Raw genomic sequence first — 24671 nt, 5'->3', positions numbered from 1 at the left:
GGGTGCGGTGGCAACGAGGACCGAGCACGAAGAGCGGAGCGGCGAGTCCGCGCCTCCGGTACGCCACGGCGCCCGCCACCCCGTCGCCACCGCCGTCAGCGTCTTCGGTGAGCTGCTGATCACCGCGGGCCTGGTGCTCGGGCTCTTCGTCGTCTACTCGCTGTGGTGGACCAACGTCGTCGCCGACCGCGCGGCCGACAAGCAGGGCGACACCGTCCGCGACCACTGGGCGGATGGGCCGGGAACCCTGGACACCAAGGACGGCATCGGTTTCCTGCATGTCCCCGCCATGAAGAACGGCGAGGTGCTGGTCAAGAAGGGCACCGACACCAAGGAACTGAACGACGGCATCGCGGGCTACTACACGGACCCGGTGAAGTCGGCCCTCCCCTGGGACGAGCAGGGCAACTTCACGCTCGCGGCGCACCGGGACGGGCACGGCGCCAAGTTCCACAACATCCACAAGGTGAAGACGGGCGACTCGGTCGTCTTCGAGACCAGGGACACCTGGTACGTCTACAAGGTCTACAAGAAGCTCGCCCAGACCTCGAAGTACAACGTCGGTGTGATCCAGCCGGTGCCGAAGGGATCGGGCGTGACCAAGCCAGGCCGCTACATCACGCTGACGACCTGCACGCCGGTCTACACGTCGAAGTACCGCTACATCGTCTGGGGCGAGCTGGTGCGCACGGAGAAGGTCGACAGGGACCGAACCAAGCCGGTGGAGCTGCGCTGAGCCGGCCGGGCCTCCTGACGGGGTACCGCGAAGGGCCCACGAAGCGCGGAATTCATAAATGGGACTGACGCGCGGTCATCGATGGAGTTAGTCGACAACCAGCCCGCTTTGCGTGGTTGAGCTCTCCCTTTTCATTTGGTGTGACGTCCACGAAGAGATGATATTCGGGCGTAAAATGGAGACCCATTTTACGCCCGAATTAAGTTCCGACCGGGTTTAAGATGGTTCGGAGACCACGGCCGTGCCTAGTCAGCCTTAGTGGTATCGACGTAAACGGATTGAACATTGAGATTGCTTCCCATGGTGCTACCGTTGATCATCTTTATGTTGAACACGTAGTCGCCAGCCGGGAGGTCGCTCCAGGTTCCGGTGCTTGTTTCATCCCCGTCACCCCATGTGAAGCAGGCCGTGAACCGCTTGCTCCCGTAGCTCTTGTTGATTCCATCAACTCGAATGAGTTCGACGTCAACACTCTCGGAACCTGAGAATTGAGTGTCGCACCTAGTGAAATTTATCTCCGTGTAGCTTTGCTCTGCCCACTCGTGAGAGGTGAAGCCAGTGAGTGCGCCGGAAATGCTGCTCGACCAGTTTGCATATGCTTGCGTAGATCCGAAAACAGTTGCTACAAGTGCGGCGCCAAATACGATACCGAAACGCTTTGTCTTGATCACGAATCCCCCACCTTGGTAATGTCTCTTGACTTTCGCAACTGAATTCTGAACAGGAATGTGATTGCTCCGTCAGTGGCGGAATCATCGTTTCATGCGGAAGGTAAAAAATCTAGGCCATCATGCATACTTACCGTTATGGCATCACGTGCCCCCTTTGAGCGGCTCTCACGTGAAACAAAAAAAGCCATAATTGTTGATGCAATTCGGCCACCACGTCTATGCGTGCCGTTCCGATAGCGGTCCCGTGTTGGTTCTTAGGCGTCGTTTCTTATGGCGTGATCGTTCGTTGAGCCGTGCATGACGGATCTCGTGGAGCGGTTGGTGCCGGACGACTTGTGGGCGTTGTTCAGGCGGGTGGTGCCTCCGACGGTGGTGATACGTCCGCAGGGTGGTGGCCGATGTCGGGCGGGTGACCGGGAGGCTCTGGCGGGGATCATCTTGGTGGCGACGTCGGGCTGCACATGGCGGCAGCTGCCGCCGGTGTTCGGCCCGGCCTGGCCCACGGTCTACCGGCGGTTCGCTCAGTGGAGCCGGGACCGCGTCTGGGCCCGCCTCCACCGCGTAATTCTCGACGAACTCGGGGTACGGGGTGAGCTGGACTGCTCGCGGTGCGCAATCGACTCGGTCAGTCTGCGGGCTGCAAAAGGGGGCCTCTGACCGGACCGAATCCGACCCATCGCGGCAAGCTCGGATCGAAGATCCACCTGATCTGCGACCGGAACGGACTGCCGTGTCCTTGGGCATCTCCGCGCGAACATGCCCGACAGTCAGGGCCTGGAGTCGCTCGTGCGCGGCATCCCGCCCATCCGGTCCCGTCGCGGGCCCCGGCGCCGACCGCCGGCGAAACTGCACGCCGACAAAGGCTACGACTACGACCACCTGAGTCGATGGCTTCGTCAGCGCGGCATCCGCTACCGCCTCGCCCGCGAGGGCGTCGAGTCCTCGCAACGGCTGGGCCGGCACCGCTGGGTGGTCGAGAGAACCGTGTCCTGGCTGGCGGGCTGTCGGCGGCTGCACCGCCGCTACGAGCGCAAGGCCGAACACTTCCTCGCGTTCGTCGGCATAGCCGCAATCCTTATCGGCTACCGCCGTTTGACGACCCTGCTCAGCGCCTGAGCCGGTCCTGCTGCACGTCGAAGCAGATCAGCCCCATGGACTCCGCCACATCTGCTGCATAGGAAGACACTTCCCCGGCCCTGCCCCAGGCCAACCCGAAGTAGACCAGCGGACCACTTGCACCGTCGATCAGCGGCCCGACCGACCACGGCGAGGTCTCATCCTCGTCCTCAGTGATGTCCCACCACCGGTCAAGAAGCGCAGCGACGTAGGCCGTGATGCCTTCGGACGGAGGCTCCTTGACCTCACCGTCCAGATAGCGGTCGTACAGGTCGCTGAAGGACCGGCGGGCGCTCTTGCCGTCCGCCGGTCGCTCACCTTCCCAAACAGCCAGGTCGTAGCTCATGACAGGAGGCTCTCACACCGCCCTGACAGCCATAAGAAACGACGTCTTATGCGTGGTTCCTGAGGTGGACAACTTCGGTCAGGCTGCAGAGGGTAAGCAGGTGGGCGTTTGTTGCCTCAACTCGCGTGAGGTCGTGTCCGTGCAGACGCGTGTGCGGGCGTAGGGTCCCTGGATTCGGGCTTGGTGCCAATCGCAGGGCGAGGCTATTTCGCGCAGCGTTTGTCGAATGGCGACCCACTGGCTCTGTGGGTAGACCGGTTGGGCACAACAAGGCCCCGCTCACCAGGTCGGTGAACGGGGCCCTTCGGTCGTACGGGATCGTGCTGTGCGGTGCGGGTCAGTCTCGGTTGCCCAGGCCGCCGAAGAGGCCGCCGTCGTCGTCCCCGCCGCCACCCTCGACGGTGAAGAGGGTGACCGTGCTGCCCTTCGCCACCGGGGAGTTGGGGCCCGGGTTGGCGTTGGCCACGATGGCGTTCGGCTTGTCCACAGCGCCGGGGGCGAGCGCGACCACCAGACCGAGGCCCTCCAGCTGGCCCTTCACGTCCTGGTACTTCTTGCCGAGGATGTCCCCCGGGACGGTGACCTGTTCGGGCTGTGGGGGCCCCTTGGAGACCTTCAGGACGATCTGGACGTCCTTGGCCTGCTTGCTGGGCCCGGTCGGGGTCTGCTCCACCACCGTGTCCGCCGGCTGGTCGGAGTCGACATCGGTCCGCGAGATGTTGGTGAACCCGATGCCCCGGAGCTGGGACTCCGCCGCCGCGTACGTACGGGTGCGTACGTCGGGCAGGTTGACCGTCGCCTCCGTGGCCACGGTGATCGTGACCTCGGACTCCTTCTCGGCCTTCGAGCCGCCTTCGGGGTTCTGCTTGACGACCGTGCCCGGCGTCTGGTCGGACTCGACCGACTCGATGTTCACCGAGAAGCCCTTTTCCTCGAGCTCCTTGCGGGCGGTGTCCTCCGTCTTCTCCACGACGCTCGGGACCTCGACCTTCGGCGCTCCGCTGGAGACCATGACCGTGACGGTCTCGTTCTCCGCCATCTTGCCGCTCTCGGGCGACTGGCTGCAGATCTTGCCCTTCGCCTGGGTCTCGCAGGGTTCCTTGCCGCCGACCTTGAGGACGACACCGGCGTTCTCCGCGAGTTTCTCCGCTCCCGGCACGGTCGAACCGACCAGGTTCGGCACGTTGACCTGGTCGCTGCCGCCGCCACTGGAGCCGAAGACGGACTTGCCGATCAGGATGGCGCCGATCAGCACCAGAATGCCCGCGACGACCAGGAGGATCGTCGAGGTGTTGCTCTTCTTCTGGCGCCGCCGGTCCGGGCGGTCGTCGTATCCGTAGCCGTCGTCCGGGCTGACGGGCGGCAGCATGGACGTCTGCGCGCTGTTCGGGTCGGCCTGGCGCAGGGCGGTCGTCGGCTGGTCCTGGTTGTAGCCGCCGTAACCGCCGTAGCCGGCCGCACCCATCGCCGCCGCTGCCGCGACCGGCTGACCGTCGAGGCACGCCTCGATGTCGGCCCGCATCTCGTCGGCGGACTGGTAGCGGTAGTCGGGGTCCTTGGTGAGGGCCTTCAACACGATCGCGTCCATCTCGGGCGTGATCTCGGGGTCGAAGTTGCTCGGCGGCTGAGGCTCTTCCCGCACGTGCTGGTAGGCGACCGCGACGGGCGAGTCCCCGACGAACGGCGGCCGGACCGCGAGCAGCTCGTAGAGCAGGCAGCCCGTGGAGTACAGGTCGGAGCGTGCGTCGACCTGCTCGCCCTTGGCCTGCTCCGGGGAGAGGTACTGGGCGGTGCCGATCACGGCGGCGGTCTGGGTCATCGTCATGCCGGAGTCGCCCATGGCGCGGGCGATGCCGAAGTCCATGACCTTGACCTGACCGGTGCGCGTCAGCATGACGTTCGCCGGCTTGATGTCACGGTGGACGATCTGGGCGCGGTGCGAGTACTCCAGCGCCTGGAGGATGCCCACCGTCATTTCGAGGGTGCGCTCGGGCAGCAGCCTGCGACCGGAGTGCAGCAGCTCCCTGAGCGTCGACCCGTCGACGTACTCCATCACGATGTATGGGATCGAGACCCCGTCGACGTAGTCCTCGCCGGTGTCGTAGACGGCGACGATCGCGGGGTGGTTGAGAGAGGCGGCGGACTGGGCCTCACGGCGGAACCGGGCCTGGAAGGACGGGTCGCGGGCCAGATCGGCCCGCAGCGTCTTCACGGCGACGGTGCGGCCGAGCCGGGTGTCGTGCGCGAGGTAGACCTCGGCCATGCCACCACGGCCGAGCACCGAGCCCAGCTCGTACCGGCCGCCGAGGCGACGCGGCTCTTCCATACGTTCCAGCCCTCTCCGTCAGTCCCGACCGCACCCGTGTGTGGTCCGGCGGTGCGCTGTTCGCGCATACGCTACCGGGCACGCCCTATGTGATCGGCCCGCCCCCGGCAGCTGATATCTGACCGGTATCCCAATGTGCTGGTATGACGGCCGCTGTGGCGGTCATCACTTGCTGTCGATGACCGCCTTCATCACGTTCCTGGCGATCGGGGCGGCCAGACCGCCACCGGAGATGTCGTCCCGGTTGGCGTTGCCGTCCTCGACCACCACTGCCACGGCCACCGGGGAGCCACTGTCGGTCTTGGCGTACGAGATGAACCAGGCGTACGGCTTCTCGCTGTTGTTCAGACCGTGCTGGGCGGTACCGGTCTTGCCTCCGACTGTGACGCCGTCGATCCGGGCGTTGGTTCCCGTACCGCTGTTGACCACGGTCTCCATCATCTTCTGGACCTTCTGGGCGTTCTCACCCGAGAGCGGCTGACCGAGCTGCTCCTTCTCGTGGGTGTAGATGACGTCCAGGTTGGGCGCCTGGCGCTCGGCGACCATGTACGGCTGCATGAGCTTGCCGTCGTTGGCGATCGCGGAGGCGACCATGGCCATCTGGAGCGGGGTGGTGCGGTTGGACGCCTGGCCGATGCCCGCCATCGCGTTCTGCGGCCGGTTGTCCTTGGGGTAGATGCTCGCGTCGGCGCGGACCGGAGTGAAGATCTCCTTGTTGAAGCCGAACTTCTCGGTCTGCTCGATCATCTTCTCGTTGCCGAGATCGTCGCTCATCTTGCCGAAGACGGTGTTGCAGGACCAGCGGAGCGCTTCCCGGAGAGAGGCGTTCTTACACGGGATGCTGCCCTCGTTCTTCAACGGGACGCTGGTCTGCGGCAGTGTCCAGGGCAGCGGCGAGTCGGTCTTCGCGTCGATGTCGTCGTAGAGACCGTTCTCCAGCGCCGCGGCGGCGGTGACGACCTTGAACGTCGAGCCGGGCGGGTAGGTCTCCCGCAGGGCCCGGTTGAGCATGGGCTTGTCTTTGTCCTTGAGGAGCTTCTGCCACGCCGCGGTGTCCTTGTCGGAGTTACCGGCGAAGGACGAGGGGTCGTACGAGGGCGTGCTGGCCAGGGCCAGGATGGCGCCCGTCTGCGGGTCGATCGCAGCGACGGCACCCTTCTTGTTGCCGAGCCCTTCGAAGGCGGCCTTCTGGGCGGCGCCGTTGAGCGTCGTGACGACGTTGCCGCCCTGCTTCTTCTCACCGGTGAACATCGACAAGGTCCGGTCGAAGAAGAGCTGGTCGTCGTTGCCCGTGAGGATGCCGTCCTCGATCTTCTCCAGCTGGGAGGCGTCGAAGGCCTGCGAGGCGTATCCGGTGACGGGCGCCCACATGGGGCCGTCCTTCCAGTCACGCTTGTACATGAAGTCGCCGCTCGTCGTCTTGACGGAGCCGGTGACGGGATTCCCGTCGACGATGATGTCGCCGCGCTCGTGGGCGTACCGGTCGATACGTACGCGACGGTTTTCGTCGAGTGAGTTCAGCTCGTCGGCGCGGACGTACTGGAGGTAGTTGGTCCGTACGAGCAGAGCCATGATCAGGACCCCGCAGAAGACCGCGATCCGTCGCAGGGGCTTGTTCACGGCCGGACCACCTGGGTCATTTCGGCGTCGGTGGAGGGTGCGGGCGCCGGGGCGGGACGGCGTGCGGTGTCGCTGATACGGATCAGGATGCCGATCAGGGCCCAGTTGGCGATCACGGACGAACCACCGGCCGCGAGGAACGGCATCGTCATACCGGTCAGCGGGATGAGTCCCATGACGCCGCCGGCGACGACGAAGACCTGGATGGCGAAGGCGCCGGAGAGTCCGATCGCGAGCAGCTTGCCGAAGGGGTCGCGGGCGGCGAGCGCCGTACGGACACCGCGCTCGACGATCAGGCCGTAGACGAGGAGGACTGCCATCATTCCGGCTAGGCCGAGCTCTTCACCGACGGTGGCCAGGACGAAGTCGGCGTTGGCGGCGAAGCCGATCAGGTCGGAATGGCCCTGCCCCCAGCCGGTCCCGAGGGTGCCTCCGGAGCCGAAGGACATGATGGCGTTGGAGATCTGTTCGCAGGCGCCGCTCACGTCGGTCGAGTAGCAGCCGAACGGGTCCTGCCAGGCGTTGACCCGGGACTGGACGTGCGGTTCGAAGGTGGCGACGCCGACGGCGCCGGCCGCCGACATCAACAGACCGAAGACGATCCAGCTGGTCCGTTCCGTCGCCACGTACAGCATGATCACGAAGAGGCCGAAGAACAGCAGCGATGTACCGAGGTCGGTCTCGAAGACGAGAATCAGGATCGAAAGGGCCCAGATCGCGAGGATGGGCCCGAGGTCGCGGCCTCGGGGCAGGTACAGCCCCATGAAACGGCGGCTGGCGAGCGCCAGGGCGTCGCGCTTCACCATGAGATAACCGGCGAAGAAGATCGCGATGATGATCTTGGCGAACTCACCGGGCTGGATGGAGAAGCCGGCGATCGTGATCCAGATCTTGGCGCCGAACTTGCCGGGGAAGAACATCGGCAGGATCAGCAGGATCAGCGCCGCCACCATGGAGATGTACGTGTAGCGCTGCAGGATGCGGTGGTCCTTGAGCACCAGCAGCACGGCGACGAACAGGGCGACCCCGACTGCTGAGTACATCAACTGCCGTGGGGCGGAGGGGGTGAAGGCCCCGTAAGCCAGCTCGGCCAGTCTGATCAGCCGCGGCGACTGGTCGAGGCGCCAGATCAGCACGAGACCGAGCCCATTGAGCAGGGTGGCCAGCGGCAGAAAAAGTGGGTCGGCGTACGGCGCGAACTTGCGCACCACAAGGTGGGCGACGCCCCCGAGCAGGATCAGCCCGAGCCCGTATCCGAGCATGCCCGACGGCAGCTCGCCGTTGATGGCGAGGCCCACGTTGGCGTACGCGAACACCGAGATGAGGATGGCGAAGGCAAGCAGCGCCAGCTCGGTGTTGCGGCGGCTCGGTGCGTCGATCGCGCCGATGGTGGTCGTGTTGGTGACAACGCTCATGGTGCTGAGGCCCCCTACGGCTTACTGCTTACCGCACTGCGGGACCAGCTTTTTCTCTTCCTCCGAGAGGCTGGGGCCGGGAGTGGGAGTCGCTGCGGTCGGCTTCGTCCCCGTGGCGGAGGACGTGGCGGAAGTCTTGTCTGCGGGAGCACCGGCGGTGCCCCCGGCCTCGCCCTCGCCGGTGCGGGCACTGGCGTCCGCCTCGGCTGCGCGGCGCTGGGCGTCCTTCTTGCAGGCGGAGGCCTGCGCGGCGAGTTCGCCCACCTTCTTGCGGGCGTCGGCGAGGCTGCCCTCGGCGATGGTCGCCTCGACCTGCTTGCGCTGGTAGGGCGGGAGGTACTTGAGTTCGATCTCGGGGTGGTCCTTGGAGACCTTCGAGAGCGACACCCAGGCGAGGTCCTGGCTGATGCCGCGGTAGAGCGCGACGTTCTCGCCCTTCGCGCCCACGTAGTACTGCGTCTGCGTCCAGCGGTAGCCGCCGTACAGACCGCCGCCGATGACGCCGAGCGCCAGGACGGTGTACAGAGACCGCTTCAGCCACTTACGGCCGCCGCGACGCGGTTTGGTGAAGTCGTCGTCGGTGTACGAGCCGAAGGCGCCGTCCGCCGGTCCGCCGTAACCGTTGTCGTCGCCGCTGCCGGGCGGGCCGAAGCCGCCGGCGGGCGGCGGGACGGGGCGGCCGAGTCCGGCCGCGCGTCCCGCCGGGGTCTGCATGGCCCCGCCGTCGTTGTGCTGGGCGGCCTGGTTCTCGGCGACCGCTCCGACGATGACCGGGGTGTCGTTGAGCTGAACGGCCAGGGTGTCGTTGCTGTCGACGTCCAGGACGTCGGCCACGATGCAGGTGATGTTGTCGGGGCCGCCACCGCGCAGAGCCAGCTGGATGAGGTCCTGGATGGTCTCCTGGGGGCCCTGGTAGCTGGCCAGGGTCTCTTCCATCGTCTGGTGGGAGACGACGCCGGAAAGCCCGTCGGAACAGATCAGATAGCGGTCGCCGGCCCGGACCTCACGGATGGAGAGGTCGGGTTCGACGTGGTCGCCGCTGCCCAGCGCCCGCATCAGCAGGGAGCGCTGCGGGTGGGTGGTGGCCTCTTCCTCGGTGATCCGGCCCTCGTCGACGAGACGCTGCACCCAGGTGTGGTCCTGGGTGATCTGCGTCAGCACACCGTCGCGCAGGAGATAGGCGCGGGAGTCGCCGACGTGGACGAGGCCGAGGCGCTGACCGGTCCAGAGCAGGGCGGTGAGCGTGGTGCCCATGCCCTCCAGCTGGGGGTCCTCCTCGACCATCAGACGCAGCTGGTCATTGGCCCGCTGGACCGCTGTGCCGAGCGAGGTCAGGATGTCGGAGCCCGGCACGTCGTCGTCGAGCTGGACGAGCGTGGAGATCACCTCTGAGCTGGCGACCTCTCCGGCCGCCTGACCGCCCATGCCGTCGGCGATGGCGAGAAGGCGGGGGCCGGCGTAGCCGGAGTCCTCGTTGCCTTCCCGGATCATGCCCTTGTGCGATCCGGCGGCGAAGCGCAGGGACAAGCTCATGCGCACCTCGCCCGTCGGTTCGGGGTACAGCCGGTCTCGAGCCACACTGCCCACCCTCCGGTCGGGAGCCGGGCCGGGTCCGTCATAAGGACCGCCGCGGCTCGCTCGCTCCGCTCGCTCATTGTCGTACTACTTCCGCAGCTCGATGACGGTCTTGCCGATGCGGATCGGCGCGCCCAGCGGAACGGGCGTCGGGGTGGTGAGTCGGGTCCGGTCGAGATACGTGCCATTGGTGGACCCGAGATCCTCGACGATCCACTGGCCGTCACGGTCCGGGTAGATCCTGGCATGCCTGCTGGACGCGTAGTCGTCGTCCAGCACGATCGTTGAGTCGTGTGCCCGGCCCAGGGTGATGGTCTGGCCCTGGAGCGCCACCGTAGTACCGGTGAGGGTGCCTTCGGAGACGACCAGTTTGGTGGGTGCCCCGCGGCGCTGGCGCCCGGGCTGCTGGCGTTGCTGCGGTGGAGCAGCAGCGGATGGTTGGCGCCCCTGCTGCGGGCGCGTGTCGGTGGCAGTGCGGCGTGAGCCGCGCTGCGTGACGCGCGTTCCGAACAGGTCGCTTCTGATGACCTGGACGGCCACGATCACGAACAGCCACAGAACGGCCAGGAAACCTAGCCGCATGACCGTCAGGGTCAGCTCTGACATTGCCCCCGCTTCACCCTTCGGCTTGCCGGTAAACGATGGTGGTGCTGCCCACGACGATCCGCGAGCCGTCGCGGAGCGTAGCGCGGGTGGTGTGCTGCCCGTCTACCACGATGCCGTTGGTAGACCCGAGATCCTGGATCGTCGAGGGCGTTCCGGTCCGGATCTCACAGTGCCGGCGCGAGACGCCGGGATCGTCGATCCGCACGTCGGCTTCGGTGCTGCGTCCCAGCACCAGCGTCGGGCGGGAGATCTGATGGCGGGTGCCATTGATCTCGATCCAGCGCCGTACCTGTGCGTCCGGCATCGGGCCGGACGTGCTGGGTGGGCGCCGGTCGTTGGAGGGACCGCCGGGCCGTCCTGCGCCGGGCGGCGGGGCCGCCGGCATGGGAGGTGCGGCGGTCGGGGGGTAGCCGTAACCACCGGGCGCCTGCGGGGCGGCGGGCCGCCCGGGGCCGGGCCGGTTCGGCTGTACGTGCTGGGGAGGGCCGTCGTGCTGTCCGGGCTGACCCTGCTGTGACGAACTCGACGCGAGCGTCCGGCTGCGGACACGGTAGAGCCCGGTGTCGAGGTCGTCGGCCTTCTCCAGATGGACCTTGATCGGGCCCATGAAGGTGTAGCGCTGCTGCTTGGCGTAGTCCCGTACGAGCCCCGAGAGCTCGTCACCGAGCTGTCCCGAGTACGGGCTGAGCCGCTCGTAGTCGGGTGCGCTCAGTTCGACGATGAAGTCGTTGGGGACGACGGTCCGCTCGCGGTTCCAGATCGTGGCGTTGTTGTCGCACTCGCGCTGGAGGGCGCCCGCGATCTCGACCGGCTGGACCTCGGACTTGAAGACCTTGGCGAAGGTGCCATTGACCAGACCTTCGAGACGCTGCTCGAAACGCTTCATGACTCCCATGGGGCACCTCCTCCGGTGTCGTCGTCCCTGTACTGCTTACTGATCGTATCCACGCGTCGGGAAATCGGCTGGTTCCCCTTGTCTGCCCAGTGGATGAGTGTCACCCCTCACACGGATCGTAGAGGTGGCCTCCTCACAGTGTCCCGCACGCGGGGTGCGCTCAGGAGGAGTGGGGGGCGGGGCTCCGCGTTCCCGCTTCCCCTCATGTGTTCGCCAAAACAACGGATGTGAATCCACCCAGTCCATCGTGCTAATCTTCCGGATGTCGCCAGGCGCTCACACCAAACGGTGAGAGAGTCTCAAAACATCACTCATGCGCGAGTGGCGGAACGGCAGACGCGCTGGCTTCAGGTGCCAGTGTCCTTAGGGACGTGGGGGTTCAAATCCCCCCTCGCGCACAACGAAGTACCGATGGTTGGTGCTTGGTAGTAACGCAGAAACGGTCGTCATCGTAGTCACGATGGCGGCCGTTTCGTCGTTGTTGCGGCTGCGGCTTGTTTCACGTGAAACGCCCGCTGGCGCCCGCTTTGAGGCGGGCGGGCGGGCGCGGCGGGCGGAGGTTGCGGGGTTACTGGGCCGCTGTGTCGCCGGCGGAGTTGTAGCGCAGCAGGTACTCCGCGAACCGGGAGAGGTCTTCCGCCGTCCAGTCACCGAGGCGCTGCCGGTAGGCGGCCCGGCGGCTGGCCTTCGTCGATGCGAGGGCCTGGGTTCCGGCCTCGGTGGGATGCAACACCTGGATGCGGTGATCGGCGGGGTCCGAGTGCCGCTCGACCAGCCCCATTTTTTCCAGGGCTCCGATCTGCCTGCTGACGGTCGACTTGTCGAGCATGTAGTGCGCGGCGAGATCGGCGGCGCGGCATCCGTGCTGTTCGTCGATATGGGCCAGCAGCGTGTACGAGACCAGAGGCAGTTCGGGGTGCAGCCGCGCGGCCGCCGATCGGGCGCGGCGCGCGAAGGCGGTCAGCTCGCGCTGAATGACGTCCAGTGACTCTTCGCGTTCCTCGGGCGTGCCTGTCACTGATCCACCTTTTTCGGACCGATCCGCTTCTGCGAATTTCAGTTGTATAGTACAACGGAACTTGGAGTTGTAAAAGCCAACCATTGGAGCTGTTCTCGATGTCCGCAGGCCCGAACCATGCCTCCGGCTCCTCGGCCGCCGCGTTGCGACATGTCCTGAGCCACCTCATTACCCCGCTGCTGATGTGCGTGGGCATGGGCTTCGCCTATCTGGGGGCCTTCCACGCCCCCGCCCCGCACGACATGAGAGTGGACGTGGTCGGCTCGGGACCGAGCGCCCAGGTGCTCGCACAGACACTGCAGGACAAGGGAGACGGCGCACTGAGCGTGCGTACGGTGGCCGATCGCGGAACCGCTGTGGACCACCTCAGTACGCAGGCGAGTTACGGGGCGTACGTGCCGGGGAAGAGCCCGGAGCTCCTCGTGGCCAGCGCTTCGTCGGACACCAGCGCCACGGTGGTGGAGAAGGTCTTCACCAAGGTGGCGGCCGAGCAGGGAGCGCCGCTCACGGTGACGGACGTGGCGCCGTCGGCGGACGGGGACGCGACGGGGCAGGGCATTTTCTTCCTGCTGGTCGTGCTGAGCATCGGCTCGTACGCGTCGGTCGCGGTGATCGGCGGCGCGGGCGCGGCACTGGCGTTGTGGATCAGGGCCGCGCTGGCGGTCGGTGCCTCACTCGTGGTGAGCCTGGTCGGCATGGCGCTCGCCGGGCCGGTCTTCGGCCTCGTGGACCACGGGCTCGGTGGGCTCTGGGCGATGGCCTGGCTCTACTCGGCGGGCATCCTGCTGATCGGTGTCGGGCTGCACACCTTCCTCAAGCGCTGGACGACGCTCAGCCTGATGGTGCTGTTCGTCATGCTGAACTTCACCAGCTCCGGCGGCATCTTCCGGCCCGAGGTGCAGCCCGGGTTCTTCGGCGCGCTTCACTCGTTCTGGAACGGCGCGGGCTTCGTCGAGGGCGTGCGCAGCCATGTGTACTTCGGTGGCCATGGGCTGGGCGGCCATCTGCTGGTTCTCATCCTGTGGTTCGTGGCGGGGCTGGCCCTCATGGCGATGGCTGGGTGGGGCGAGGCGCGGTCGGCCCGGGCGGACGGGGCGGGTCACGTGGAGCGGTCTGAGCGGTCGGACCGGGCGCAGGCCGGGGCCGGTGCCGATGTCGCTGCCGAGGAGGAGATGGAGGAGGCCGTCGGTGTCTGACCGGAGGGGGCGCCGCCCTGCTGACCGGCGGTGACGTGACCCGGCTCACCTCTGTCCACAGGGTGAATCCGGGACTTGTCCACAGGGCCGGACGGTTGTCGGCGAACGGCGGTACGGTCATCGGGAATTGATGGCGGACGGCCGACAGGCGGGGGAGGCGGCGTTCCATGGGTGAGATCGATACGGCTGCACCGGAGCAGCGGACTGTGGCGGGTGCCGCACGCATTCCGGTCGTGCCGGGGTTCGCGCGGCGCGCGGCACTGGGTTCGTCGTCGGCGGCGGGGTCCAACGGTTCGCTGAAGGCGGCGGGCAAGGCGCTGAGAGCCAAGGTGGCGCGGTCCGCGCACAGCTCGCTGGTCCTTCCTCCCGGCCGGCCCGACGCCGTTCAGGCGGTCGAGGAATCGAACCGGGGCCGCGTGCCCGGGTTGACGCCGATGAGGGTGGGGCGGATGGCGGCCACGCCGTTCGCCTTCATGCGCGGCTCGGCGGGGCTGATGGCCCACGACCTCACGGGTACGCCGGTCACCGGGGTGGGTGCGCAGCTCTGCGGTGACGCTCACGCCGCCAACTTCGGTCTGTACGGCGATGCGCGAGGGAATCTCGTCATCGACCTGAACGACTTCGACGAGACGGCCTTCGGCCCGTGGGAGTGGGACCTCAAGCGGCTTGCCACCTCTCTGGTGCTCGCGGGCCGCGAGGCCGGCGCCGACGAGGACACCTGCCGTAAGGGCGCGTACGACACCGTGGGCGCGTACCGGCGGACGATGCGGCTGCTGGCCGGACTGCCGGCGCTCGACGCGTGGAACGCGATCGCGGACGAGGAGCTCGTCTCGCACACGGACGCGCGGGACCTCGTAGGGACTCTGGAGCGGGTCTCGGAGAAGGCGCGGAACAACACCAGTGCCCGTTTCGCGGCCAGGTCCACGGAGGACTCGGGAGACGGAGGGCGCTGCTTCATCGACGCTCCGCCGGTGCTGCGCCGGGTGCCGGACGAGGAGGCGGCCGCGGTCGCCGCGGGGCTCGGCGGCTATCTCGGCACGATCTCCGAGGACCGGGTGCCGCTGCTGGCCCGGTACGCCATTCACGACGTGGCGTTCCGGGTCGTCGGCACGGGGAGCGTCGGGACGCGGTCCTATGTGGTGCTGTTGCTGGACCACCGGGGCGAGCCGTTGGTCCTTCAGGTGAAGGAGGCGCGGCCCTCCGCGCTGGCGCCCTATCTGCCGCAGGTCGGTTTCGATGTGGCCGAGACCGCGCACGAGGGGCGTCGGGTGGTGCTCGGGCAGAAGCGGATGCAGGTCGTCAGCGACATACTGCTCGGCTGGGCCGAGGTCGACGGGAGGCCCTTCCAGGTCCGTCAGTTCCGGAACCGCAAGGGAAGCGTGGACCCGGCGGCGCTCGCGGCCGACCAGGTCGACGACTACGGCCGGATGACCGGCGCGCTGCTGGCGCGGGCCCACGCCCACAGCGCGGACCCTCGTCTGCTGGCGGGCTACTGCGGCAAGAACACCGAGCTGGACGAGGCGATGGCTTCCTTCGCCGTGACGTACGCCGACCGGACGGAAGCGGATCACGCCGAGCTGGTGCGGGCCGTCGCCGCGGGGCGAATAGCCGCCGAGCTCGGCGTCTGACGGAGATCGCGGCGACCGGACGTCCTCTGGGTGCCGGTCCTGGCCATACGCTGGACGGGTGACCCACGAAGCCGCCGGGGTGCCGACCACCCGGAACGACGATGACCGGCAGGACAACGACCGGCAGGACGGACCGCCCGCTGCCCACGGCGAGCCGCAGGGCGGCCGGACCGATGGCGCGGACGGTGCTGCCCCGGCCGGGGGTGGTGCGGCCTCCGCCGAGAGCGGTGCGGCTTCGGACGGGGGCGGTGCGGCTTCCGACGAGGGGGCGGCGCCTCGTCCGGAGGAGCGGCTCGCCAGGGCGGTGCGGGTGGCCGAGCAGGCGTTGATCGAGTTCGAGATCGCGGTGGAGACCTTCCGCGTCGAGGTCGACAACTTCTCCCGGCTGCACCACCAGAAGCTCGGCCCGATGTACGCCCGGCTCGACGAGCTGGACGCGCTGATCGCGGAAGCCCGTGCGTCCCGGACCGGAGATCCGGAGGACGTACGCAAGGCCCAGGAGGCCCGGGCGATCGTCATGCCGATGCCGGGCGTCGAGGAGCTGTTCCACGACTGGATGGATTCCGACGGCCTGTCCCCCGAGGCGGCGGCGATGCTCACCGAGCAGCCCGTCCGGCCGCCCAAGCGGGTCAGGCCCGGGGAGGAGGCCCGCAAGCTCTACCGCGAGCTGGCACGCAAGGCGCACCCGGATCTGGCGCCGGACGAGAAGGAGCGGGAGCGCCGCGACGAGTTCATCGCCCGGGTGAACGCCGCCTACGGGCGTGGGGACGAGGCGCTGCTGAGGGAGCTGGCCCAGGAATGGGAGGCGGGGCCGGTCGCACCCGAGGCGCAATTCAGCGAGAGCGAAGAGCTGTACGCGCGGCTGGAGTGGCTCAGCCGGCGCAAGGAACTGCTGACGGTGCTGGCCCAGGAGCTGGAGCAGAGCGCCATCGGGTCGATGCTGCGCATGGCGCCGGACGATCCGGACCGGTTGCTGGAGGACATCGGCGAGAAGTTGCTGGCTGAGGTTTCTCAGCGTGAGGCCGAGCTGGCGGACCTGGTGCAGTAGCGTTCCGGGTGCCCCTGCCGCGTACGTTACGAGAGAAGGCATGACCCATGAATTTCGCCCCGTTGCCCTCGGTGGATGCCGCGGCGGTCCCGTCGGACGGCTTCGTGCTGGACGTCCGGGAGGACGACGAGTGGGCTGCCGGACACGTCGAGGGTGCGCTGCACATCCCCATGAGTGACTTCGTGGGCCGCTTCGGTGAGCTGACCGAGGCGGCGGAGGACGGACGGCGTGTGCACGTGATGTGCCGGGTCGGCGGCCGGTCGGCCCAGGTGACGCAGTACCTGGTCCAGCAGGGCATCGACGCGGTGAACATCGACGGTGGCATGCAGGCCTGGGACGGTGCCGGGCGGCCGATGGTCGCGGACGGCACGAGCCCGGCCTTCGTCCTCTAGGGATCAGCCGAGGGGGTGGGCGGCCAGCAGGTCGCCCAGTGCCTCCTCGTGGGCTGCCGCCGGCCCCAGGGAGAGCTCGATCTGCTTCGCCCAGGCGTGGAAGCGGTGCAGGGGGTAGTCGGTGTCGGCGCCGATGCCGCCGTGCAGATGCTGTGCCGTCTGTACGACGCGGCGGACGCCCTCCGAGGCCCAGATCTTCGCCACGGCGATGTCTCCCGCGGCGGGCAGGGCTCCGTCGGCCCCGGTGGAGAGCCGCCAGGCCGCCTGCCAGAGGGTGACTTCCATGGCCCGCAGATCGATGTACCGGTCGGCGGCCTGCACGGCGACGGCCTGGAACGTGGCCACGGGAAAGCCGAACTGTTCCCGCTTGCCCGTGTACGCGCTCGTCATGGCGAGCACGCTCTCGCCGAGGCCGAGTGCCAGGGCGCAGGTCCCGGTCGTGAGGAGGCCGCGGAGCCATTCCCAGGCGCCCTCGGCCTCGATCAGTTCGTGGTCGTGGATGCGGACCGCGTCGAGCCGTACCTCGGCGAGACGCTCGCCGCTGGTGGACACCTGCTCGGCGAGCGTGACGCCGTCGTGCGTACGGCGGACCAGGGCGAGGACGGCTCGTCCCTCACCCGTGTGGGCGGGCACCGCGATCCAGTCCGCGCTCTGAGCCCACGGCACCGCCGACTGCACCCCGTCGAGCACCCATCCGGTCCCGGCCGCGGACTCTGTTCCGGCCCCGGCCGTGGGGCCGGCACCCGTCCCGGCCGCGGTATCCGTGACGCTCGCGGGGGCGCGGCGGGCCGCGACGGCGAGCTCGGCCGGGTCGTGGCCCGTGCGGCCGTTGGCGCCGACGGTGAGCACCAGCCCGCCGCGTCCGAACGTCGGCAACAGCTCGGCCGCCAGTGCGGCGCCGCCGTATCGCTGAACGGTCATGGCGACCGCGCAGCCCTCCAGCAAGGGCACGCGGGCCAGCACCCTGGCCGACTCACGCAGCACCAGGCAGAGCGCGACCAGGTCGAGCCCTGCCCCGCCGTGTTCCGGTGCCAGCGTGAGGCTCAGCAGATCGGTGTGGGCGAGCCCGGCCCAGAGCGGCCTGTCCATGTCCTCGGCCACCGCTCCCGGGGTCAGGGCGGGGCTGGGGACACCGTCGGGCGCCACCCCGGCGAAGACCGACTTCGCCGCCTCGACGGCTGCCCGCTGTTCCTCGGTGAAGGTGAAGTCCACTGTTCCGGCCTCCCGCGAACCGTAGTGTCCCTGAACCGCTCGGCCGGCCCGCAGCCGGACCTGACGGCTCGTCAAGATAGAACAGGTTCTAGGAGAAGGGAACAGGGCGGTGCTCACGCACCGGGACGGTCAGCGGTCGAAGTCGAGCTCCACCTCCGGGGTGAGCGGGTGCGACTGGCAGGCCAGGACGAAACCGGCATCGGTCTCCTCCGGCTCCAGCGCGAAATTGCGGTCCATCCGCACCTCACCCGAGACGAGGAACGCCCGGCACGTGCCGCACACCCCGCCCTTGCACGCGTACGGGGCGTCCGAACGGCTGCGCAGTACCGTCTCCAGCAGCGATTCCGCGTTCTGCACGGGCCAGCTTCCCGAGCGGCCGTGCAGGGTCGCGGTGAGGGTGCTGTCCGTGGGGGCGTCGATCCGAGCGGCGGTGGCCGGAGTGTCCTCGACGTGGAAGATCTCCTGATGGATACGGGTACGGTCGACGCCCAGCTCCCGCAGCGCCTTGTCCGCACCCTGCACCAGGCCCAGCGGCCCACAGAGGAACCAGCCGTCCACGTCCGTCACGGTCAGCAGGGCCGGCAGCAGGCCGATGAGCCGCTCCCGGTCCAGCCGGCCTGACGGAAGCCCTGCGGCCTGCTCCTCCCTGGAGAGGGCGGTGACCAGCTGGAAGCGGCCCGGGTAGCGGTCCTTCAGATCCGCCACCTCGTCGAGGAACATCGTCGAGGCCGCGGTCCGGTCGCTGCGGATCAGGCAGAACCGGGCCAGGGGTTCGCGCGCCAGCAGCGTCGACGCGATCGACAGCACCGGCGTGATGCCGCTGCCGCCGACGACCGCGGCGAAGAAGCCCGGCCTCGGCCGGAGCACGAAGCGGCCCATCGGGGGCATCGCCTCCACCTGGTCACCGACGGCCAGTTCCTTGAGGGCGTACGTGGAGAACGCACCCCCGTCGACCATGCGGATGCCCACCCGCAGCACCGGGTCGGCCGGCGCCTCGACGGCGGGCGCGCAGATCGAGTACGACCGGCGGACCTCCTGGCCGTCGAGGGTGTAGCGCACGTTGAGGTGCTGGCCCGGGGTGTGGCGAAAGGTCTCGCGCAGTTCGGGCGGCACAGCGAAGGTGACGGCCACCGCATCGTCCGTGATCCGTTCGATCGCGCTGACCCGGAGCGGATGGAACATCTACAACTCCTTGAAGTGGTCGAACGGCTCGCGGCAGGCCACGCAGCGGCGCAGCGCCTTGCACGCGGTGGAGGAGAACCGGCTCAGCAGCTCGGTATCGGTCGATCCGCAGTGCGGGCAGCGCACCGCCAGCGTCAGGGGCACTGGCCCGCCCGCGGCGCCCTGGGGGCGCGGGGGCGCGATGCCGAACTCCGAGAGCTTGCGCCGCCCCTCGTCGCTGATGTCGTCCGTCGACCAGGCGGGGGCGAGGACGGTGACCACCGAGACGTCCTTCACTCCGTGGTCGTGCAGGACCCGCTCGATGTCGGCGGACATGGTCTCGATCGCCGGGCAGCCCGTGTACGTCGGGGTGAGCCGCACCGTGACGCTGTCCGGGCCGTCCACCCGGACACCGCGGAGCACGCCGAGCTCCTGAAGGGTCAGTACGGGAAGCTCGGGGTCGGGCACGGCGCCCGCGAGCCTGTGCAGCTCCTCTTCCAGCCGGGTCCCGGTCACCATGACGCCCCCGGGTGGCTGCGGTGCAGGTGCTGCATCTCGGCGATCATCCTGCCGAAGGGTTCGGTGTGCAGTCCCTGCCGTCCGGCCCCGGCCTGCCACGCCCCCGACCGCGGTCCTGCCGGCACGGTGAGGGTGGCCCGCTCCACCACGTCCGTGACGGCGGCGAGCCATTCGGCCTGGAGCGCCTGCCAGTCGATGTCGATGCCCTCGACGGGCTGGAAGAGCTCTCCGGTGAAGCGCCACAGGACGTCGAGTCCGCTCCGCATGCGCTCGTGGCTCTCCGCCGTCCCGTCGCCGAGGCGCAGGGTCCACTGCTCGGCATGGTCGCGGTGGTAGGCGACCTCCTTGACCGCCTTCGCCGCGAGGTCCGCGAACTCACCGCCCCCGGCCGCCAGCCGCGCGTACAGCAGGTGCTGATAGACGGAGAAGTAGAGCTGCCGGGCGATGGTGTGGGCGAAGTCGCCGTTCGGCTGCTCGACCAGCTGGACGTTGCGGAAGGCCCGCTCCTCGCGGAGATAGGCGAGCTCGTCCTCGTCGCCGACGAGCGAGAGCAGCACGCGGGCCTGCCCCAGCAGGTCCAGGGCGATGTTGGCGAGTGCCACTTCCTCTTCCAGCACGGGAGCATGGCCCGCCCACTCTCCCAGCCGGTGCGAGAGCACCAGCGCGTCGTCGCCGAGGGCGAGGGCCGCGGTCACAGGTGCTTCACCCCTTCCGGGATCTCGTAGAACGTGGGGTGCCGGTAGGGCTTGTCGCCGGCCGGTTCGAAGAACGAGTCCTTCTCGTCCGGTGAGGAGGCCGTGATCGCCGTCGACGGCACCACCCAGAGCGAGACGCCCTCGGAACGGCGGGTGTACAGGTCGCGTGCGTTGCGCAGGGCCATTTCGGCGTCCGGGGCGTGCAGGCTGCCCGCGTGGGTGTGGGACAGTCCGCGCCGTGAGCGCACGAACACCTCCCACAGCGGCCAGTCGGTCGAGCTGCTCATGCCGTCGCCTCCCCGGGCTGTGCGGTCGTTCCGGAGGATCCGGGCCGTCCTGTGGTGTGTTTCGCGGCGTATGCCGCTGCTGCGTCGCGGACCCAGGCACCCTCTTCGTGAGCGGTGCGCCGCTGGGTGAGGCGCTGCTCGTTGCAGGGGCCGTTGCCCTTGAGGACCTCCTGGAACTCCGTCCAGTCGATGTCCCCGAAGTCGTGTCGGCCCAGCTCCTCGTTCCACCGGATGTCCGGGTCGGGGAGGGTGAGTCCGAGCGCCTCGGCCTGGGGGACACAGATGTCCACGAAGCGTCGGCGCAGCTCGTCGTTGGAGTGCCGCTTGATCTTCCAGGCCATCGACTGCTCGGAGTGTGCCGAGGCGTCGTCCGGTGGGCCGAACATCATCAGGGACGGCCACCACCAGCGGTTCACCGCGTCCTGGGCCATCTCGTGCTGGGCCGGGGTCCCGCGGCTGAGGGCGAGCAGCAGCTCGTACCCCTGTCGCTGGTGGAAGGACTCCTCCTTGCAGATCCGGACCATCGCGCGGGCGTAGGGGCCGTAGGAGCAGCGGCACAGCGGCACCTGGTTGGTGATCGCGGCGCCGTCCACCAGCCAGCCGATCGCGCCGACGTCCGCCCAGGTCAGGGTCGGATAATTGAAGATCGACGAATACCGCTGGCGGCCTGCGTGGAGCTTGTCGAGCAGCTCCTCGCGGCTCGTGCCCAGGGTCTCGGCGGCGCTGTAGAGATACAGCCCGTGCCCTGCCTCGTCCTGGACCTTCGCCATGAGGATCGCCTTGCGGCGCAGCGAGGGCGCGCGGGTGATCCAGTTGGCCTCGGGCTGCATGCCGATGATTTCCGAGTGCGCGTGCTGGGCCATCTGGCGGACCAGCGAGGCCCGGTACGCCTCCGGCATCCAGTCGCGCGGCTCGATCCGGTCGTCGGCCGCCACAGCGGCGTCGAACGCCGCGGAGCGGGCCGCCTCCTGTGCCGCGTCCCGCGCCGCGTCCGCGCCTGCCGCACTGTGCTTCTGCTGGTCCGCAGTCACTGCCGCCATTCCGGGCTCCCTACCGACCGATCGTTCGGTTCATTGACTTCAATGGTGAGTCGGCGGCCCGTAGGGTGTCAACCCTGTGGATAACTGATGGGTGATCGACGGCGATCGGGGCGGGATGGATGCGGACCACGGCGGGGGCGCCGAGAGCGAGCGGAAGGCCGCCTGGCCGGAGGCGGTGAGCCACCGGGCGGACGGGCGCGGCGAGGGCACGGCCACCGCGACGGGCCAGGCCGGAGACCAGATCACCGGTCGGGCGGGCACTGAGCGGGCCGGCCGGGTCCCCCGGCAGGACGTGCCACCTGATGCTTCAGCCGACGCCGACGCCGACGCCGACGCCGACGCTGATGCTGGTGCCGACGTCTCGCCGGATGCCGGGATGGACGGCGTGGGGGAGGTCGTCCCCGGAGCTGCCGCGGTCCCTGGAGGCGGGATGGCCGCGCTCTCGCTCCCGTACCAGATCGTCGTCGCCCTGGTGCTGGCTGTCGTCGGGGCGCTCGGCGCCGTACACCTGGCCATGGTGTTTCTGCACGTCGCGCCGTCCAACACGCTGACGAAGCAGCACGGCGAGGCGATGGACGACTGGGTCTACCCGGAGTTCGAGCAGAACTGGAAGCTGTTCGCTCCCAATCCGCTTCAGCAGAACATCGCCGTACACGTGCGAGCCGAGGTGGCAGGTGCCGACGGCTCCCGCGTCACCCCCTGGATGAGCCTGTCCGGCGAGGACGGCGAGGCGATACGCGGCCACCTGCTCCCGAGCCACGTCGATCAGAACGAGCTCCGTCGCGGCTGGGACTTCTACCTGAACTCCCACGACAGCGAGAACCGTCCCAACGGCCTGCGTGGAGAACTCTCCGAGCGCTACATCCGCCGCATCGTGATGCTGCGCCTCGGCGAGCACGACTACGGCGGCACGGTCGCGCGCATTCAGGTCCGTTCCGCCGTACGTTCCGTTCCGGCACCGGCGTGGAGCGAGGAAAAGATCAGCACCCGGCCCACCTACCGGGTGCTCCCCTGGTGGAACATCACCTCCGCCGATCTTCCCGAGAACGACGCGGCGGCGCGGGCGTCGCAGGGCGAGGAGACGGACAAGTGAGCACTCCCACCGATGTGCGGAACGTCGGCCGCGAGCCCGGCGCCCCACAGGCCGGCCAGCTCGCCCGCGGCATCCAGCGCGTCACGTCGGCAGCCCTCGGCCCCTACCAGAGCGCTGTCATCCGCATCGGCTTCTCCGCCACGTATCTGCTGTTCCTGCTGCGTGAGTTCCCGCACCGCCAGGAGATGTACGGCCCCGACGGCCCGTGGCACTGGGGCATGGCGGAGCAGCTCATAGAGAGCAACGGCGCTTTCACGGTGCTCATGTGGTCGGACGGCACCGTGTGGTTCGAGTGCGTGTACGCGCTCGCGCTGGTGTCGGCCGCGCTTCTGATGGTCGGCTGGCGCAGCCGGACCATGTCCGTCCTCTTCATGGTCGGCGTGCTGTCCCTGCAGAACCGCAGCATCTTCATGGGCGACGGAGGCGACAACGTCATCCACCTGATGTCGATCTACCTCGTGCTGACCCGTTGCGCACAGGTCTGGTCGCTGGACGCCCGGCGTGCGGCGCGCAACGCGGCGCGGGCGGCGGACGGGTTCGGCCCTGTGCGGGATGTGGCGGGTCCGGTTCTCTGGGCCGTGCTCGGCCCCGTCCTGCTGGTGGCCACGCTCATGGGCGGCCTCGGCGGCACCTGGTGGCTGCCGACCCTGCTGTGGGTGCTGTGGGTGGGCAACGGTGCCTGGTGGGCCGCGAACCGCTTCGCGCCCGGCGGGGAGCCGCGCGCACTGCTCGACGTCCTGGCCAACCTCGCCCACAACGGCACGCTCGTCGTGATCATGGCCGAGGTCTGTCTCATCTACGCGACAGCGGGCTGGTACAAGATCCAGGGCTCGCGCTGGCAGGACGGCACAGCGCTCTACTACCCCCTCAAGCTGGACTACTTCACCCCGTGGCCCGCGCTCTCGGACATCCTCGCGTCCAGCGCGCTGATGGTGATGGTGCTGACGTACGCCACGGTCATCGTGCAGGTCGCCTTCCCGTTCACGCTCTTCAACCGGCGCGTCAAGAACGTGCTGCTGGTGGCCATGATCGGCGAGCACGCGGGGATCGCGCTGCTGCTCGGCCTGCCCTTCTTCTCGATGGCGATGATCGCCGCGGACGCGGTGTTCCTGCCGACGGCCTTCCTGGTGTGGCTGGGCGGCAGGGCCACGCTCACGCGGGAGCGGCTCTTCTCGCGCCGTGTGCGCGAGAGCCCGGAGCCCGGCCGGGAGCGGGCCGGGACGGACGAGGGGGAGGCCCCGCGGCACAGTGGCGGCGGGGGCCATACGCTCGTCGGGTGAGCAGCGAGAACGGCAGTACAGAACCCCCTTCGGATGTGGCCTCCGACCCGGCGGCGGAACCGGTCCAGTACGACGACGGGTACGGGACGGAGATCGGCGTCGGGCCGCATCCGCTGCCGTGGCCCGAGGACGAGCGGTACGACCCCGAGCTGCTGGCCCACGGGGACCGGCGCAATGTCGCCGACGCGTACCGGTACTGGACGCGGGAGGCGATCGTCGCCGATCTCGATCTGCGGCGGCACGATTTCCATGTGGCGGTGGAGAACTGGGGCCACGACTTCAATATCGGGTCCGTGGTGCGTACCGCCAACGCCTTCCTCGCGAAGGAGATCCACATCGTGGGGCGGCGGCGGTGGAACCGTCGGGGGGCGATGGTCACCGACCGCTACCAGCATGTGCGCCATCACCCCGACACGGCCGACCTGACGGCCTGGGCGGCGGCCGAGGGGCTGCCGATCATCGGGATCGACAACCTTCCCGGCGCGGTTCCGCTGGAGCGGACCGAGCTGCCGCGACGCTGTGTGCTGCTCTTCGGGCAGGAAGGGCCGGGGCTCACGGAGGAGGCGCGCCGGCACGTGACGATGGTGTGCTCGATCGCGCAGTTCGGGTCGACGCGGTCCATCAACGCGGGGGCTGCGGCGGCGATCGCGATGCATGCGTGGGTGCAGCGGTATGCGGATGTTCCGGAGCCTGGGGGCCTGGGGGGCTGAGCTGCGTTGCGGTGGGTGGTGGGCGCCTGGGGCGGGCCCGGATGGGGCTGGGCGGGGCTGGGAGTGTGGGAAGGGAGGCCGCCGGT

General features: G+C 68.7%; 23 protein-coding genes, 1 tRNA gene and 1 pseudogene. 10 read left to right on the top strand and 15 right to left on the bottom strand.

Features of this window, described 5'->3' with window-relative positions; all coding sequences use genetic code 11:
- Window positions 1–7: 7 nt before the first annotated feature.
- Window positions 8–736: a class E sortase gene (locus AC07FA_RS11260; RefSeq protein ID WP_479074728.1), complete on the top strand. Its 729-nt coding sequence runs from the start codon at window positions 8–10 to the stop codon at window positions 734–736.
- Window positions 737–981: 245 nt separating this feature from the next.
- On the opposite strand, the gene AC07FA_RS11255 is transcribed toward AC07FA_RS11260, so the two are convergent.
- Window positions 982–1407 carry a hypothetical protein gene (locus AC07FA_RS11255; RefSeq protein ID WP_479074727.1) on the bottom strand — a complete coding sequence of 142 codons (426 nt, stop codon included), beginning with the start codon at window positions 1405–1407 and terminating at the stop codon, window positions 982–984.
- Window positions 1408–1716: 309 nt separating this feature from the next.
- Here AC07FA_RS11255 and AC07FA_RS11250 point away from each other — a divergent pair.
- Window positions 1717–2523 (top strand): annotated as a pseudogene (locus tag AC07FA_RS11250) (IS5 family transposase).
- On the opposite strand, the gene AC07FA_RS11245 reads toward AC07FA_RS11250, so the two are convergent.
- From AC07FA_RS11245 to AC07FA_RS11215, 7 genes are all read right to left on the bottom strand, one after another.
- Complete coding sequence (locus tag AC07FA_RS11245; protein WP_479074726.1) at window positions 2513–2869, bottom strand: hypothetical protein; 357 nt, start codon at window positions 2867–2869, stop codon at window positions 2513–2515. The pseudogene AC07FA_RS11250 and the gene AC07FA_RS11245 sit on opposite strands and share 11 nt — an antisense overlap.
- Window positions 2870–3206: 337 nt before the next feature.
- Complete coding sequence (gene pknB, locus AC07FA_RS11240) at window positions 3207–5195, bottom strand: Stk1 family PASTA domain-containing Ser/Thr kinase (protein WP_479074724.1); 1989 nt, start codon at window positions 5193–5195, stop codon at window positions 3207–3209.
- 165 nt (window positions 5196–5360) lie between these two features.
- Window positions 5361–6815 carry a peptidoglycan D,D-transpeptidase FtsI family protein gene (locus AC07FA_RS11235; protein ID WP_479074723.1) on the bottom strand — a complete coding sequence of 485 codons (1455 nt, stop codon included), beginning with the start codon at window positions 6813–6815 and terminating at the stop codon, window positions 5361–5363.
- The gene (locus AC07FA_RS11230; protein ID WP_479074721.1) at window positions 6812–8230 is read right to left on the bottom strand and encodes an FtsW/RodA/SpoVE family cell cycle protein; all 1419 of its coding nucleotides are present in this window, start codon (window positions 8228–8230) and stop codon (window positions 6812–6814) included. The genes AC07FA_RS11235 and AC07FA_RS11230 overlap by 4 nt, the downstream gene beginning before the upstream one ends.
- Window positions 8231–8251: 21 nt before the next feature.
- Complete coding sequence (locus AC07FA_RS11225; RefSeq protein ID WP_479074720.1) at window positions 8252–9763, bottom strand: PP2C family protein-serine/threonine phosphatase; 1512 nt, start codon at window positions 9761–9763, stop codon at window positions 8252–8254.
- 129 nt (window positions 9764–9892) lie between these two features.
- Window positions 9893–10411, bottom strand: coding sequence for an FHA domain-containing protein FhaB/FipA (locus tag AC07FA_RS11220; RefSeq protein ID WP_479074718.1), 519 nt, complete (start codon window positions 10409–10411; stop codon window positions 9893–9895).
- Window positions 10412–10421: 10 nt separating this feature from the next.
- On the bottom strand, window positions 10422–11306 hold the full coding sequence (locus tag AC07FA_RS11215; RefSeq protein ID WP_479074716.1) for an FhaA domain-containing protein: 885 nt from the start codon (window positions 11304–11306) through the stop codon (window positions 10422–10424).
- A 315-nt stretch (window positions 11307–11621) separates the two neighbouring features.
- Here AC07FA_RS11215 and AC07FA_RS11210 point away from each other — a divergent pair.
- A tRNA-Leu gene (locus tag AC07FA_RS11210) sits at window positions 11622–11704 on the top strand.
- A 170-nt stretch (window positions 11705–11874) separates the two neighbouring features.
- Here AC07FA_RS11210 and AC07FA_RS11205 read toward each other — a convergent pair.
- Window positions 11875–12324, bottom strand: a complete 450-nt coding sequence (locus tag AC07FA_RS11205; protein WP_479074714.1) for a MarR family winged helix-turn-helix transcriptional regulator — start codon at window positions 12322–12324, stop codon at window positions 11875–11877.
- 98 nt (window positions 12325–12422) lie between these two features.
- Here AC07FA_RS11205 and AC07FA_RS11200 point away from each other — a divergent pair, with 98 nt between their 5' ends.
- The 4 genes from AC07FA_RS11200 (at window position 12423) to AC07FA_RS11185 (ending at window position 16588) form a co-directional block, all read left to right on the top strand.
- Window positions 12423–13520, top strand: a complete 1098-nt coding sequence (locus tag AC07FA_RS11200) for a hypothetical protein (RefSeq protein ID WP_479074712.1) — start codon at window positions 12423–12425, stop codon at window positions 13518–13520.
- Window positions 13521–13687: 167 nt separating this feature from the next.
- Window positions 13688–15148 (top strand): DUF2252 domain-containing protein, encoded by a 1461-nt coding sequence (locus AC07FA_RS11195; protein ID WP_479074711.1) that lies wholly within the window; start codon window positions 13688–13690, stop codon window positions 15146–15148.
- A 58-nt stretch (window positions 15149–15206) separates the two neighbouring features.
- Complete coding sequence (locus AC07FA_RS11190; protein ID WP_479074710.1) at window positions 15207–16196, top strand: J domain-containing protein; 990 nt, start codon at window positions 15207–15209, stop codon at window positions 16194–16196.
- 47 nt (window positions 16197–16243) lie between these two features.
- Window positions 16244–16588, top strand: coding sequence for a rhodanese-like domain-containing protein (locus tag AC07FA_RS11185; RefSeq protein WP_383789600.1), 345 nt, complete (start codon window positions 16244–16246; stop codon window positions 16586–16588).
- A 3-nt stretch (window positions 16589–16591) separates the two neighbouring features.
- On the opposite strand, the gene AC07FA_RS11180 is transcribed toward AC07FA_RS11185, so the two are convergent.
- From AC07FA_RS11180 to paaA, 6 genes are all read right to left on the bottom strand, one after another.
- Window positions 16592–17800 (bottom strand): acyl-CoA dehydrogenase family protein, encoded by a 1209-nt coding sequence (locus tag AC07FA_RS11180; RefSeq protein WP_479074708.1) that lies wholly within the window; start codon window positions 17798–17800, stop codon window positions 16592–16594.
- 129 nt (window positions 17801–17929) lie between these two features.
- Window positions 17930–18982: a 2Fe-2S iron-sulfur cluster-binding protein gene (locus tag AC07FA_RS11175; RefSeq protein WP_479074706.1), complete on the bottom strand. Its 1053-nt coding sequence runs from the start codon at window positions 18980–18982 to the stop codon at window positions 17930–17932.
- Window positions 18983–19480, bottom strand: coding sequence for a 1,2-phenylacetyl-CoA epoxidase subunit PaaD (paaD, locus tag AC07FA_RS11170; RefSeq protein ID WP_479074705.1), 498 nt, complete (start codon window positions 19478–19480; stop codon window positions 18983–18985). It lies immediately after the preceding gene.
- Window positions 19474–20175: a 1,2-phenylacetyl-CoA epoxidase subunit PaaC gene (gene paaC, locus AC07FA_RS11165; protein WP_479074703.1), complete on the bottom strand. Its 702-nt coding sequence runs from the start codon at window positions 20173–20175 to the stop codon at window positions 19474–19476. Before paaC ends, paaD begins: the two co-directional genes overlap by 7 nt.
- Window positions 20172–20462 (bottom strand): 1,2-phenylacetyl-CoA epoxidase subunit PaaB, encoded by a 291-nt coding sequence (paaB, locus tag AC07FA_RS11160; RefSeq protein WP_069171673.1) that lies wholly within the window; start codon window positions 20460–20462, stop codon window positions 20172–20174. Before paaB ends, paaC begins: the two co-directional genes overlap by 4 nt.
- Window positions 20459–21502: a 1,2-phenylacetyl-CoA epoxidase subunit PaaA gene (paaA, locus tag AC07FA_RS11155; RefSeq protein WP_479074701.1), complete on the bottom strand. Its 1044-nt coding sequence runs from the start codon at window positions 21500–21502 to the stop codon at window positions 20459–20461. Before paaA ends, paaB begins: the two co-directional genes overlap by 4 nt.
- Before the next feature lie 115 nt (window positions 21503–21617).
- Between paaA and AC07FA_RS11150 the strand changes: the two genes are divergently transcribed.
- Genes AC07FA_RS11150 through AC07FA_RS11140 form a run of 3 tightly spaced genes read left to right on the top strand, consistent with a single transcriptional unit; the run spans window position 21618 to window position 24585 of the window.
- Window positions 21618–22595 carry a DUF5819 family protein gene (locus AC07FA_RS11150; protein WP_479075171.1) on the top strand — a complete coding sequence of 326 codons (978 nt, stop codon included), beginning with the start codon at window positions 21618–21620 and terminating at the stop codon, window positions 22593–22595.
- Window positions 22592–23875, top strand: coding sequence for an HTTM domain-containing protein (locus AC07FA_RS11145; RefSeq protein WP_479074700.1), 1284 nt, complete (start codon window positions 22592–22594; stop codon window positions 23873–23875). Before AC07FA_RS11150 ends, AC07FA_RS11145 begins: the two co-directional genes overlap by 4 nt.
- Window positions 23872–24585 carry a TrmH family RNA methyltransferase gene (locus tag AC07FA_RS11140; RefSeq protein WP_479074699.1) on the top strand — a complete coding sequence of 238 codons (714 nt, stop codon included), beginning with the start codon at window positions 23872–23874 and terminating at the stop codon, window positions 24583–24585. Before AC07FA_RS11145 ends, AC07FA_RS11140 begins: the two co-directional genes overlap by 4 nt.
- Window positions 24586–24671 lie beyond the last annotated feature (86 nt).

It is taken from the genome of Streptomyces sp. NPDC045968 (assembly GCF_056430475.1).
Note: the sequence above shows the minus strand (reverse complement) of the source record. Positions and strands in the feature narration are given on the sequence as shown.

What these genes read in the sequence shown, in the direction of transcription:
- AC07FA_RS11175 (WP_479074706.1), bottom strand. Translation starts at nt 18,982, where the DNA reads ATGTTCCATCCGCTCCGGGTCAGCGCGATCGAACGGATCACGGACGAT.
- paaD (WP_479074705.1), bottom strand. Translation starts at nt 19,480, where the DNA reads ATGGTGACCGGGACCCGGCTGGAAGAGGAGCTGCACAGGCTCGCGGGC.
- AC07FA_RS11150 (WP_479075171.1), top strand. Translation starts at nt 21,618, where the DNA reads ATGGATGCGGACCACGGCGGGGGCGCCGAGAGCGAGCGGAAGGCCGCC.
- AC07FA_RS11195 (WP_479074711.1), top strand. Translation starts at nt 13,688, where the DNA reads ATGGGTGAGATCGATACGGCTGCACCGGAGCAGCGGACTGTGGCGGGT.
- AC07FA_RS11200 (WP_479074712.1), top strand. Translation starts at nt 12,423, where the DNA reads ATGTCCGCAGGCCCGAACCATGCCTCCGGCTCCTCGGCCGCCGCGTTG.
- AC07FA_RS11215 (WP_479074716.1), bottom strand. Translation starts at nt 11,306, where the DNA reads ATGGGAGTCATGAAGCGTTTCGAGCAGCGTCTCGAAGGTCTGGTCAAT.
- AC07FA_RS11220 (WP_479074718.1), bottom strand. Translation starts at nt 10,411, where the DNA reads ATGTCAGAGCTGACCCTGACGGTCATGCGGCTAGGTTTCCTGGCCGTT.
- AC07FA_RS11225 (WP_479074720.1), bottom strand. Translation starts at nt 9,763, where the DNA reads ATGAGCTTGTCCCTGCGCTTCGCCGCCGGATCGCACAAGGGCATGATC.
- AC07FA_RS11245 (WP_479074726.1), bottom strand. Translation starts at nt 2,869, where the DNA reads ATGAGCTACGACCTGGCTGTTTGGGAAGGTGAGCGACCGGCGGACGGC.
- AC07FA_RS11185 (WP_383789600.1), top strand. Translation starts at nt 16,244, where the DNA reads ATGAATTTCGCCCCGTTGCCCTCGGTGGATGCCGCGGCGGTCCCGTCG.
- paaB (WP_069171673.1), bottom strand. Translation starts at nt 20,462, where the DNA reads ATGAGCAGCTCGACCGACTGGCCGCTGTGGGAGGTGTTCGTGCGCTCA.
- pknB (WP_479074724.1), bottom strand. Translation starts at nt 5,195, where the DNA reads ATGGAAGAGCCGCGTCGCCTCGGCGGCCGGTACGAGCTGGGCTCGGTG.
- paaA (WP_479074701.1), bottom strand. Translation starts at nt 21,502, where the DNA reads ATGGCGGCAGTGACTGCGGACCAGCAGAAGCACAGTGCGGCAGGCGCG.
- AC07FA_RS11230 (WP_479074721.1), bottom strand. Translation starts at nt 8,230, where the DNA reads ATGAGCGTTGTCACCAACACGACCACCATCGGCGCGATCGACGCACCG.